General features: G+C 52.6%; 11 protein-coding genes. 7 read left to right on the forward strand and 4 right to left on the reverse strand.

Annotated elements, in window-relative coordinates; all coding sequences use genetic code 11:
* The first annotated feature begins 56 nt into the window (after nucleotides 1–56).
* The gene (locus tag AC534G_RS00885) at nucleotides 57–530 is read left to right on the forward strand and encodes a 4Fe-4S dicluster domain-containing protein (protein WP_069323734.1); all 474 of its coding nucleotides are present in this window, start codon (nucleotides 57–59) and stop codon (nucleotides 528–530) included.
* A 34-nt stretch (nucleotides 531–564) separates the two neighbouring features.
* Here AC534G_RS00885 and avtA read toward each other — a convergent pair whose 3' ends face one another.
* Both avtA and malS read right to left on the reverse strand, forming a co-directional pair.
* Nucleotides 565–1,815: a valine--pyruvate transaminase gene (gene avtA, locus AC534G_RS00890; protein ID WP_110496538.1), complete on the reverse strand. Its 1,251-nt coding sequence runs from the start codon at nucleotides 1,813–1,815 to the stop codon at nucleotides 565–567.
* A gap of 176 nt (nucleotides 1,816–1,991) precedes the next feature.
* Nucleotides 1,992–4,022: an alpha-amylase gene (gene malS / locus AC534G_RS00895; protein WP_110496540.1), complete on the reverse strand. Its 2,031-nt coding sequence runs from the start codon at nucleotides 4,020–4,022 to the stop codon at nucleotides 1,992–1,994.
* A gap of 316 nt (nucleotides 4,023–4,338) precedes the next feature.
* Here malS and AC534G_RS00900 point away from each other — a divergent pair, with 316 nt between their 5' ends.
* Nucleotides 4,339–5,163, forward strand: coding sequence for a protein bax (locus tag AC534G_RS00900; protein WP_038635213.1), 825 nt, complete (start codon nucleotides 4,339–4,341; stop codon nucleotides 5,161–5,163).
* 70 nt (nucleotides 5,164–5,233) lie between these two features.
* Here the strand turns inward: AC534G_RS00900 and xylR are convergent, their stop codons facing one another.
* Nucleotides 5,234–6,412, reverse strand: a complete 1,179-nt coding sequence (xylR, locus tag AC534G_RS00905) for a D-xylose utilization transcriptional activator XylR (RefSeq protein WP_038635210.1) — start codon at nucleotides 6,410–6,412, stop codon at nucleotides 5,234–5,236.
* Between the two features lie 358 nt (nucleotides 6,413–6,770).
* Between xylR and xylA the strand changes: the two genes are divergently transcribed.
* The 3 genes from xylA (at nucleotide 6,771) to yiaB (ending at nucleotide 10,152) form a co-directional block, all read left to right on the forward strand.
* Nucleotides 6,771–8,093, forward strand: coding sequence for a xylose isomerase (gene xylA, locus AC534G_RS00910; RefSeq protein WP_038635208.1), 1,323 nt, complete (start codon nucleotides 6,771–6,773; stop codon nucleotides 8,091–8,093).
* Nucleotides 8,094–8,165: 72 nt separating this feature from the next.
* Entirely contained in the window at nucleotides 8,166–9,620 is a 1,455-nt protein-coding gene (xylB, locus tag AC534G_RS00915) for a xylulokinase (protein ID WP_110496542.1), read from the forward strand.
* A gap of 166 nt (nucleotides 9,621–9,786) precedes the next feature.
* A complete protein-coding gene (gene yiaB, locus AC534G_RS00920) occupies nucleotides 9,787–10,152 on the forward strand; it encodes an inner membrane protein YiaB (protein WP_038635205.1) in 366 nt (121 codons plus the stop codon).
* Here yiaB and AC534G_RS00925 read toward each other — a convergent pair.
* Nucleotides 10,149–11,144 carry an acyltransferase gene (locus tag AC534G_RS00925; protein ID WP_110498773.1) on the reverse strand — a complete coding sequence of 332 codons (996 nt, stop codon included), beginning with the start codon at nucleotides 11,142–11,144 and terminating at the stop codon, nucleotides 10,149–10,151. The genes yiaB and AC534G_RS00925 overlap by 4 nt on opposite strands.
* Before the next feature lie 172 nt (nucleotides 11,145–11,316).
* Between AC534G_RS00925 and AC534G_RS00930 the strand changes: the two genes are divergently transcribed.
* The gene (locus AC534G_RS00930; RefSeq protein WP_038635204.1) at nucleotides 11,317–11,619 is read left to right on the forward strand and encodes a YsaB family lipoprotein; all 303 of its coding nucleotides are present in this window, start codon (nucleotides 11,317–11,319) and stop codon (nucleotides 11,617–11,619) included.
* Nucleotides 11,620–11,714: 95 nt separating this feature from the next.
* On the forward strand, nucleotides 11,715–12,626 hold the full coding sequence (gene glyQ, locus AC534G_RS00935) for a glycine--tRNA ligase subunit alpha (protein WP_001168552.1): 912 nt from the start codon (nucleotides 11,715–11,717) through the stop codon (nucleotides 12,624–12,626).
* The last annotated feature ends 8 nt before the right edge of the window (nucleotides 12,627–12,634 follow it).

The following is a 12,634-nucleotide window of genomic DNA, read 5'->3' on the forward strand; positions in this document are numbered from 1 at the left end:
GGCAGCAGGGAGTCTCTCTCTGGCAATCTGTGGTTTTCACTCTGACGGAGGGGGCAATGAACGAGTTTATTATGGCGGATGCGGCAAAATGTATTGGGTGTCGTACCTGCGAAGTTGCCTGCGTTGTCGCACATCAGGAAAATCAGGATTGCGCATCGGTCTCCTCTGAGGCGTTTATCCCGCGGATTCGGGTGATTAAAGACGACGCCTTTACGACGGCAGTTGCCTGTCATCAGTGCGAAGATGCTCCCTGCGCTAACGTGTGCCCAACCCACGCAATTCGTCGTGAACATGGACATATCTTCGTTGAACAGGCGCAGTGTATTGGCTGTAAAAGCTGCATGATCGCGTGTCCGTTTGGGGCGATGAACGTTGTCGCACGAACGTCACGGGCGCAGGCGATAAAATGTGATTTGTGCTGGCATCGCGAGACGGGACCTGCATGTGTAGAAGCCTGCCCGACCAGTGCCTTGCAGTGTATTGATGCTGTCAGTATGCAGCGACAGCGTCTGCGTTCGCTGCCGCTGTGAAGCGACCCGACCCGCGCTCGGGTCGGGATTTGCGTTAGCCTTCCAGCCAGGCGCGCTCGATCTCTTCCGCCAGAATCTTCACGCCAGCCTCGATTTTCTCCGGCTCCGGAACGTAATTCATGCGCATGCACTGATGGGTATGCGGCCAGGGTTTATCCAGCCCCGGGAAGAAGTAGTCACCGGGAACCATCAGTACGCCGCGCGCTTTCAGGCGCTGATACAGCAGCTCGGTGGTGATCGGCAAATCTTTAAACCATAACCACAGGAAAATCGCCCCTTCTGGTTTGTGAATGAGGCAGCGATCTTCAGGTAAATAGCGGCGAATGATCGCAATTGTCTGCTGAACGCGCTGGTAATAAAACGGTTTGATCACCGTCTCAGAAAGGCGCAGAAGATCATTACGTTTAATCATTTCGCACATCATCGCCGGTCCCATTCCGCCGGGCGCAAGGCTGATAATGCCGTTCATATTGGTGATGGCGGTGATGATTTTTTCATTGGCGATAATGATGCCGCAGCGGGAGCCTGGCAGACCCAGCTTAGAAAGGCTCATGCACAGCACAATGTTGGGGTTCCACAGCGGCCGGGCTTCGCTAAAAATGATGCCAGGGAACGGTACGCCATATGCATTATCGATCACCAACGGGATGCCGTGCTGGTTGGCCAGCCGATCCAGCTTCATCAGTTCTTCGTCGGTGATCACGTTGCCTGTCGGGTTAGTCGGGCGCGACACGCAGATCATCCCCGTTTCTACACCGATGTGCAGATGTTCAAAATCAACGTGATACTTGAACTGACCTTCTGGTAACAATTCGATGTTTGGGCGTGCAGAGACAAAGAGTTCTTCTTCCAGCCCGGAATCGGCATAGCCAATATATTCCGGCGCTAATGGGAACAACACTTTTTGCGTTGTTCCGTCGGCGCGGCGTCCGGCGAAGAGATTGAATAAGTAGAAAAATGCGCTCTGACTGCCATTTGTCAGTGCAATATTTTGTGGCTCGATATCCCAACCCTGCTTCTCACGTAGCAGTTTCGCCAACTCGGCCAGTAGCTCGGTTTTACCTTGTGGACCGTCATAATTGCAAAGCGCATCAGCGGCTTTGCCGTTTTCCAGCATATCTGCCAGCAGGGACTGAAAGTAATTTTTCATCTCTGGGATTTGCGCCGGATTACCGCCGCCGAGCATGATGGCGCCTGGTGTGCGTAAGCCATCGTTGAGGTCCTCCATCAGGCGTGTGATGCCTGAATGGCGGGTAAATTTGTCGCCAAAAAGTGAGAATGTCATAGCAGGTGGTCTGTCGAGCTGAGTAGTAAAGTGGCTAACCATAGCGCTACCTATGGCGGGGTGCAAATCAGGGGTATCAGGCTGGATTAATGTTTTGTGCTGCAGATTTTTATCTGACTAGTTTTTTATCGTGAATTGGGCTTCTCGCATCAGCGAGTACGAGAAGCCCGTCAGGATCAGGGCTGACCGGCCCACACCACCATGACTTTATCGTTGCCATGCTCACGGACGAATCCGTACCCCTGCTTCAATGTCAGTGTGGTTTGTTTACCGGCGCCAATGGCGGGGTGTCTGGCCCTGAACTGGCTGATACGTTGCCAGTGTTCGACGCTGGCGGCAGATTTCCCGGTCACGTCCTGCCAGTTCATCTCTGAGCGCGTACCCTGCAAGGGATCGGACCCCGTGGGGCCGAAAGGCCGGGCCGACTCGTCACCGTAAAACAGTTGTACGGCCCCAGGCGCCAGCAGCAATAGCTCGGCGGCTTTGTCTCCACCCTCGCGAAACAGCCGGGTATCATGGGAGGAGAGATAGCTCAGAACGTTGAAATCCTGCAGTTTTTCCGCCATCTGTTGCCAGGTGAGATCCATATTTGCCAGACAATCAACGGCTTTCGCCGCCTGCTCCTGATAGTCGAAATTGATCATCGCGTCGAAACCGTGACGATAATAGTCGCTTTGCATGACGCCGTGGCCCCAGGCTTCACCGGTCATCCAGAAGGGTTTATCATCCAGGGCTTTGTCCGGGTGGGCTTTCTTCCATTCGACCAGCGCCGCGCTGGCCTGTGTTTTGAGCTGCTGCCAGGCGGGAAGCTCGACGTGTTTGGCGGTATCGACCCGAAAGCCGTCAATTCCGTAATCGCGCACCCACTGACTGAGCCAGTGGGTCAGATAATCACGGGGCGTGTAGCCGGCGATCGCTTTAGCGTGAGTATCCGGTTTGTGCTGATAAAAATTAGGCAGGCCGGAAGGCGTGGTGGATTCGGTTTTCAGATCGGGCAGGAAAGCCAGCGACATGGTCAGGTCGTCAAAACCAGGGTTGTCGTAATCGCCAATATCGGTGCGGATCCAGTTTTTGCCCCACCATTTTTCCCAACCGGCTTTATCGCTGAAGTTGATGTAATCATTAAAGCTATGCCAGCTCTGCCCGGCAGTTGGCTTCCAGTCCGTCCAGCGTTCGCCGAGCGTGTTTTTCAGCTCATCGCCTGATAAGTACAGCGCCCCAAACTGATATTCCTGCATATCCGCCAGCGTGGCGTAGCCAGTATGGTTCATCACGACATCAAACAGGACACGGATGCCGCGCTGGTGAGCGCCGTCAACCAGCGCGCGCAGATCGTTTTCGTTGCCCATATTGGCGTCGAGCGTGGTCCAGTCCTGAGTGTAGTAGCCATGGTAGGCGTAGTGGGGGAAATCGCCTTTGGTGCCACCGCCGACCCAGCCGTGGATTTGCTCAAACGGCGCGCTGATCCATAACGCATTGACACCCAGTTGTTGCAGATAGTCGAGTTTGCTGGCAAGACCGCGTAAATCGCCGCCGTGGAAGGTGCCAATTTCCTGCATACCGTCGTTGCGCCGACCGTAGCTGTGGTCATTGCCCGGATCGCCATTCACAAAGCGGTCCGTCAGGACGAAATACACCGTCGCGTTATGCCAGTCGAAAGCGGCGGGGGCGTCGGTTTCCGCTCGTTCCAGCAGCAACAACCCGTTACTGGTTGCGGCGGGTTGCAGGGTAATCGACCCGTTTTTGACCATCGCCGTTTGGTTGCTGTAGTAGTCGCGCACCACGGCGCCTTCCGGGAAGGTCTGACTGACGTCCAGCGTTAATGGCGAACCATCCCATTTCGGACACTGGCGAATTTGGCTACTGACGGGGTCTGCGGCGCTTTTGACTGAGAGCATCAGCGTTGGCGTGCCGGAGCGGGTATCGACTTCAAGCGTGTAATCGCCGTCCTTGAATAAACGCCACTGCGGCGGCGCGCCTTCACAAGGTTTAAGCGACAGCATCTGGTTGAGTTTTATCGCGTCAGCTGGCTGCCAGCACTGTTGGTCAAAATTCAGAATTAAAGGACGAGTACCCTTCGTCAACGCTGCATGGCTGACGAATTTACCCGTACCTTCCGCTTCGAAGGCGGGAAGTCCCTGAGAAGTCCATGTTGAGGCGATGGCAATGCCGGGCATTAGCGCCAGCGCAACGGCGGCAAGTTTCATAATGCTGTCCTTGATGCTGCGATTTTAGCCAGTTTGCCAGTGAAATCAGGCCGGAAACTCCTCCTTTGAGGTGATTCCGCCAGGAGGAGAAGTGAGGGTGAGCTAATGCGCGCAAAAAATGAACTGATTTTGCGATAACCCCCACATTTTCATCAAATTAATGGCAGCCCGAATCGTTAACGCGTGACATAGTTTCAGAATTGGACTATTCCTTTGGGTGCTCTTGACCGTTATTTTTGATATGATTTGAGATTCATCTCTCATTTTTTTGAAAAATATAAGGTGTTGGAATGTATAAATCCGACCAGGAGACCTAATGATATTGACTCCCATTCGACGATATGGGGCAATGATTCTTATGTTACTCACCGTTGCATTTTCGGGTGAGGCGCTGGCAAAGACACACACGGCGACAACGAGTCACAAGCCCCAGGTAATCAAGGCAAGTAATAAACAGGTTAGCAGTAAACAAGAGTATTCTCGCAATAGTGCAAAGAGTAGTTCACTTCCTGATTTGCGAAAATACCCTTCCGGAACACCAAGGAAAAAAGCGTTTCTCCGGACGGTTATGCCTTATATTACCAGTCAAAATGCTGCCATTACGGCGGATCGTAACTGGCTGATTTCAAAACAGTACCAGAATCGCTGGTCACCGACAGAGCGTACGCGGATGAAAGACATCGCTAAGCGCTATAAGGTGAGCTGGTCTGGCAACACGCGTAAAATTCCGTGGAACACGCTGCTTGAGCGTGTAGACATTATCCCGACCAGTATGGTGGCAACCATGGCTGCGGCTGAAAGCGGCTGGGGGACGTCGAAGCTGGCGCGGAGCAACAACAACCTGTTTGGCATGAAATGTGGCAAAGGGCGTTGTAATAATGCCCCTGGTAAGGTGAAAGGCTACTCACAGTTTGAATCAGTGAAAGAGTCAGTCAATGCCTATGTCATTAACCTGAATACGCACCCAGCTTACTCTTCTTTCCGGAAGTCACGTGCGCAACTGCGTAAAGCCGATCAGGAAGTCACCGCTACTGCGATGATCCATAAGCTGAAGGGTTATTCCACTAAGGGACAGAGCTACAACAACTATCTGTTCGCAATGTATCAGGATAACCAGCGCTTAATTGCCGCGCATATGTAACGTGTGCTAATCCGGTCTACAAGTCATCTCGTAGGCCGGATCAGACGAAGCCGCCATCCGGCAATTCCCTCTATAGCAACACTTCACTATTCACATCGCGATACTCTTTTGGCGTCGTGTCGTACTCTTTCTTGAAGACGGAATAGAAGTACTGCAGTGATGGATAGCCGCACATTTGTGAAATTTCGTTGATCGACAGCGTGGTGGAAATCAACAGGCTGCGCGCTTTTTCCAGCTTCTCGGCATGAATCACCGCATGGATAGTTTCTCCGACCTCTTCTTTAAAACGTTTCTCCAGATTCGACCGCGAAATCCCCACTGAATCCAGCACCTGTTCGACTTTAATGCCTTTGCAGGCATGGTTGCGGATAAAGTGCATCGCCTGAATCACCGCCGGATCGGTCAATGAACGGTAGTCAGTTGAACGGCGTTCAATGACGCGCACTGGCGGGACCAGTATGCGTTGCAGCGGTAGTTCTTCATTCGCCAGTAACCGGTGCAGAAGCTTAGCAGCCTGATACCCCATCTGCCTGGCCCCCTGAGCAACGGATGACAGCGCCACCCGCGACAGGTAACGGGTCAGTTCTTCGTTGTCGATTCCAATCACGCACAGTTTTTCCGGGACCGGAATATGCAGGTGTTCGCAAGCTTGCAGAATGTGCCGCGCTCGCGCGTCGGTGACGGCGATAATGCCGGTTTGCGGCGGCAGAGTTTGCAGCCAGTCCGCCAGACGATTTTGCGCGTGCTGCCAGTTTTCCGGCGCGGTTTCCAGTCCCTGATAGACAACACCACGGTACTTTTCTTTAGCGACCAGTTGGCAAAACGCATATTCACGTTCAGCCGCCCAGCGTTTGCCGCTTGAAGCGGGCAGTCCGTAGAACGCGAACCGGTTGATCCCTTTTTCTTTCAGATGCAGGAAAGCGCTTTCTACCAGCGCGTGGTTATCGGTGGCAATGTAATGCACCGGCGGATAATCCTGTTCCGCATGGTAGGAACCCCCGACGCCGATGATAGGAACATCCACATCGGCAAGTAATTGTGCAATGTCATCATCGTCATAATCGGCAATAACACCATCGCCTAACCAGTCTTTAATATTATCAATGCGGGCGCGGAAATCTTCCTCAATGAATATATCCCACTCTGATTGTGATGCCTGTAAATATTCACCCACCCCTTCTACCACCTGGCGGTCGTAGGCTTTATTGGCATTAAATAATAGAGTGATGCGGTGACGTTTATCAAACATAAGAATCTGTCCTGGAAGGTTAACGTGGCCTGTCGATACTAGCAAAACCGCAGGGACGACTGCTTGATGAAGCGTGACAAATTTTTATTTTCTTAATGCTACGCAAAATTCACATACTGAACGCGGGATGACAATTGCCATTTTTTATCTGCGCATTACGGTTTTTTGTTTAATGATTAACCTTCGATCGCGATCGCTTTTTTAATTCTCTTTTCAATGCGCTTTTTTGGGAGCCAGCGCACGTTTGGGTATTCTCTTAATGGCGGTGTGAAATAACGTAATTGAGCAATAAATCAGGAAATTCCAGTATAGCTATATCGCAGTTTACTTGCCGTATTACCTGATTATGGAGCTTATTATGCAGGCTTATTTCGACCAACTCGATCGTGTTCGTTTTGAAGGGACTAAAACTACTAACCCGCTCGCATTTCGCCATTACAACCCTGACGAAATCGTGTTGGGCAAACGCATGGAAGATCATCTGCGTTTTGCCGCCTGCTATTGGCATACATTCTGCTGGAACGGTGCGGACATGTTCGGCATGGGCGCTTTCGATCGTCCGTGGCAGCAGCCCGGAGAAGCACTGGAGCTGGCGAAACGCAAAGCGGATGTCGCATTTGAGTTCTTTCACAAGCTGAACGTCCCTTACTACTGCTTCCATGACGTGGATGTCTCACCGGAAGGCGCGTCGCTGAAAGAGTACAAAAACAACTTTGCGCAGATGGTTGATGTACTGGCGGCAAAACAGGAACAAAGTGGGGTCAAGCTGCTGTGGGGAACGGCAAACTGCTTCACCAATCCACGCTACGGCGCGGGCGCGGCCACGAACCCGGATCCAGAAGTGTTCAGCTGGGCTGCCACACAGGTAGTCACGGCGATGGATGCCACGCACAAGCTAGGCGGTGAAAACTACGTTCTGTGGGGCGGCCGTGAAGGCTATGAAACGCTGCTGAATACCGATCTGCGTCAGGAACGTGAGCAGATTGGCCGCTTTATGCAGCTGGTGGTAGAGCACAAACACAAAACGGGTTTCCAGGGCACTTTGCTTATCGAACCGAAGCCGCAGGAACCGACCAAACACCAATACGACTACGATGCGGCGACCGTTTATGGGTTCCTCAAGCAGTTCGGCCTGGAAAAAGAGATCAAACTGAATATCGAAGCCAACCACGCCACGCTGGCGGGTCACTCATTCCATCATGAAATCGCCACTGCTATCGCGCTGGGTCTGTTTGGTTCTGTCGATGCCAACCGCGGTGACGCACAGTTGGGATGGGATACTGACCAGTTCCCAAATAGCGTAGAAGAGAATGCGTTGGTGATGTACGAAATCCTCAAAGCGGGCGGCTTCACCACCGGCGGTCTGAACTTTGACGCCAAAGTTCGTCGTCAGAGCACCGATAAATACGATTTGTTCTATGGTCATATTGGCGCAATGGATACCATGGCGCTGTCGCTGAAAATTGCGGCCCGTATGATTGAGGACGGTGGTCTGGATCAGCGTGTGGCCAAGCGTTACGCTGGTTGGAATGGTGAGCTGGGCCAGCAAATTCTGAAAGGGCAGATGACGCTGACGGAAATTGCGCAGTACGCTGAACAACATAATCTGGCGCCAGTGCATCAGAGCGGCCATCAGGAACTGCTGGAAAATCTGGTAAACCATTATTTGTTCGACAAATAACAGGTTTCTGAGAACGTCCGTAAGCCCGGAAAGCCACGCGCTGCCGGGCCTTTCTTTAAGGAACGATACGCTATGTATATCGGGATAGATCTTGGCACCTCAGGCGTAAAGGCCATTCTGCTGAATGAGCAGGGCGATGTGATCGCTTCGCAAACGGAGAAACTCACGGTCTCGCGTCCGCATCCGTTATGGTCAGAGCAGGACCCTGAACAATGGTGGCTGGCAACGGATCGCGCCGTAAAAGCGCTGGGCCAGCAGCATTCGCTCAGTGAGGTGAAAGCGTTAGGGATTGCCGGCCAGATGCACGGCGCGACGTTACTGGACAAGCAACAGAAAGTATTACGTCCCGCAATCCTGTGGAACGATGGCCGCTGCGCTGAAGAGTGCGTAATGCTGGAGAACCTGGTTCCGCAGTCTCGTGCTATCACCGGCAACCTGATGATGCCTGGTTTTACCGCGCCAAAGTTGCTGTGGGTGCAACGTCACGAGCCGGAGATTTTCAGCCGGGTAGATAAAGTGTTGCTGCCGAAAGATTACCTGCGTCTGCGTATGACCGGCGATTTTGCCAGCGATATGTCTGATGCGGCAGGTACGATGTGGCTGGATGTCGCCAAACGTGACTGGAGTGATGTCATGCTGGCGGCCTGTAAGCTGTCTCGTGCGCATATGCCTGCGCTATACGAAGGTTGTGCGATTACCGGAACATTACTGCCAGAAGTCGCCCTGGACTGGGGAATGAATGAGGTTGCGGTCGTTGCCGGGGGCGGTGATAACGCGGCGGGAGCGGTCGGCGTAGGCATGATGAATGCCGGTCAGGCGATGCTTTCGTTGGGTACATCCGGCGTCTATTTTGCGGTAAGCGACGGCTTCCTCAGTAAGCCGGAAAGCGCGGTCCACAGTTTTTGTCATGCTTTGCCGGAGCGATGGCACCTGATGTCCGTGATGCTGAGTGCGGCATCCTGCCTGGATTGGGCGGCGAAATTAACCGGACTGGCGAGCGTACCGGCATTGATCGACGCAGCGCAACAAGCGAATGCAGACGCCGAACCAGTCTGGTTTTTACCTTATCTGTCCGGTGAACGTACGCCGCATAATAACCCGCAGGCGAAGGGCGTATTTTTCGGTCTGACGCATCAGCATGGTCCGGCAGAACTGGCGCGGGCGGTACTGGAAGGTGTGGGTTTTGCGCTGGCCGACGGCATGGATGTCGTGCATGCGTGCGGTATACAGCCAGCCAGCATTACGCTCATTGGCGGCGGGGCTCGCAGCGAATACTGGCGTCAGATGCTGTCTGATATCAGCGGGTTGCAACTGGATTATCGTACCGGCGGCGATGTCGGTCCTGCACTCGGTGCGGCGCGCCTGGCGCAAATTGCCATGAACCCGCAAAAGCCGTTATCAGACATACTGCCTCAGCTTACGCTGGAACAGGCGCATTATCCTGATGCTGAGCGCCATGCGCTCTACCAACAGCGTCGGGAAACCTTCCGTCGTATTTATCAGCAATTACAGCCGCTGATGTCCTGACGACCTTCCCCTCTGGATAACAGAGGGGATTGATTTAATATATATTTCAATCTAATAAATAATTGATACACATGGATTTATTCTGAAAATTCAGTGTGGTGGCATATTTCTGTGTTGTCTTTAGCGGGTTATTCATATTGTACCCATGATGGATAAGGAGATCCCAATGAAGACGACCAGGCTGTTGCCATGGATATTATTCTTCTCTGGCATACTGATTTACGTTGTTGGCTTATGGCATGCCTGCCCGTTATTGAGTGGCAAAGGCTATTTTTTGGGTGCGCTGATGACGGGAATGTTTGTGACGTATGCTTATCAGCGTGCTGTAAATCTTAATCAGAATGACGAATGCTTCACCTCCATATGCAAGATGGTGGCGTTGATAACGCTGGGACTACTGCTGGTAGGGATATGGAATATTCCGTTAGCGCCCATCGAAAAGGGGCTATACCCGGCAGCATTCTTCGTGTGTTTGGTCGGACAAGTTTTACTGCTGCGTCCAGGGCGGAATGAACAAAACGGTGAGTCTTAACTCACCAGCCTGCGTGTATCAATGCGCTGCAACAGTATGGATAACAGCAGGCTACCCGCCAGCGTGGCGCTAAAAATCCATAGCATATCCAGCGGCGGCCAGTTCTTGAGTTCTAAACCGTTGGTGCGCAGCGCGTGAATGATCAGCGCATGAAAGCCATAAATACCCAACGAGTGACGGGAAATAAGGCCCAATACCGGCAGAGTGTGCGTGCTGAGCGTGTTTTTGACCAGCGTCAGGAGCGAGACGGCGCAAATAAATACTGCCGGGCCGCAGTAGAGGTACCAGGTATCGGCAAAATTGCCTCGCCAGCGCAGTTCATGCAACGTGCCTCGAGAGATAACAAACACGGCGACGATGAACAACGCTGCACAGAGCCAGGTGAGCGAACGTTTCTGTGTATCCATCATGCCAATCGCCCTTCCCAGCATGCCGTACAGGATGTAATAGAACGTGTCGCCACTGATGTACAGGTTGATGGGAAGCCACTCAAAACCGCCAATTTTTTGCGAGACGGTGTTGGGATTGGCAATCACCCCAGTCACTACCATGAGCGCCAGCAGCATCTTGCCGCTGATATTTTTCACCTGTATCAGCGGGGAAAGCAGGTAGATGACGGCGATGGCGAAGAAAAACCACAGGTGATAGAACACCGGCTTTTGCAGCAGGTTTTTCAGCGACAGCTCAGCGTTGATCGAGGTAAACAACAGGATATAGGCCAGCGACACGCTGCTGTAAAAAAGAATGCACAGCGCGATGCGCGTGAAATGACGCGGTTTGGCGCTGCGTTCGCCAAAAAACAGATAACCCGAAATCATAAAGAACAACGGTACGCTGACGCGAGAGGCGGAATTGAGCACATTGGCCAGATCCCAATTCAACGGGCTGACGCTGTGCGCATTGGTGATGTACCAGGTTGTGGTGTGGATCATCACGACCATTAAACAAGCTATTCCGCGCAGGTTATCAATCCAGAAAATTTTGGGCTGCATCAGTTCCTCTGTCTCCATTAAAAAAAGTCTGACCGATTTTTTGCGAGCGTAACTCACTGGAATAATCTGAGTTTTTACGCTAAAGCTTGAGATGGTCTGATGAGATTCTCAAAATAAGATCCGTTTCCAGACACTAATAATAAGACTGACCAGCAAACCAGGCGGTAATAAAATGATGATGAAGTATTTCTTTCCCGCGCTCGCTATCTTTTTGTTGGCGGCGTGCGCCGACACACAGCCGCCTGCACCTGCGCAGAAGGCGCAAAAGGTGAATGCCGCACGTTCGCTCGATATGGCGGCATTGTGCAAAAGTGAAGCGGCAGAGCTTTATAACACCGGCGCGCAGAAAATTGATATCGCCGGCCTGGAACAATTCCAGGGCAGCTATGAAATGCGCGGTTCGACCTTCCGTAAAGAGAGTTTTGTCTGCTCTTTTGATGCAGACGGGCAGTTTTTGCACCTTTCCATGCGCTAAGTTCCCCCTTTTTCCCGTTTCGTACTGTATATCTTGCAGCCAGCGGGTATACTGACCGCTTCCTTTAAATCCACACGTATCCAGCACGAAATAATATGCAAAAGTTTGATACCAGGACCTTCCAGGGCTTGATCCTGACCTTACAGGATTACTGGGCTCGCCAGGGCTGCACCATCGTTCAACCATTGGACATGGAAGTCGGCGCGGGGACATCTCACCCAATGACCTGCCTGCGTGCGCTGGGGCCGGAACCGATGGCGACTGCGTATGTGCAGCCTTCTCGTCGTCCGACCGACGGCCGCTATGGCGAAAACCCGAACCGCTTACAGCACTACTATCAGTTCCAGGTAGTGATTAAGCCGTCTCCGGACAATATTCAGGAGCTGTACCTGGGTTCTCTGAAAGAGCTGGGTATGGACCCGACCATTCACGACATCCGTTTCGTGGAAGATAACTGGGAGAACCCGACGCTGGGTGCCTGGGGGCTGGGTTGGGAAGTGTGGCTGAACGGTATGGAAGTCACGCAGTTCACCTACTTCCAGCAGGTTGGTGGTCTGGAATGTAAACCTGTGACCGGGGAAATTACCTACGGTCTGGAACGTCTGGCCATGTACATTCAGGGCGTAGACAGCGTTTACGACCTGGTCTGGAGCGACGGCCCGCTGGGTAAAACCACTTACGGCGACGTGTTCCATCAGAACGAAGTGGAGCAATCCACCTATAACTTCGAATACGCCGACGTGGACTTCCTGTTCACCTGCTTCGAGCAGTACGAGAAAGAAGCGCAGCAGCTGCTGGCGCTGGAAAACCCACTGCCGCTGCCTGCGTATGAACGTATTCTGAAAGCCGCTCATAGCTTCAACCTGCTGGATGCGCGTAAAGCCATCTCCGTCACCGAGCGTCAGCGCTATATCCTGCGCATTCGCACCCTGACCAAAGCAGTGGCAGAAGCTTACTACGCTTCCCGTGAAGCCCTTGGCTTCCCGATGTGCAACAAAGAGAAATAAGAGGCGGC

It is taken from the genome of Citrobacter sp. CRE-46, assembly GCF_059615875.1.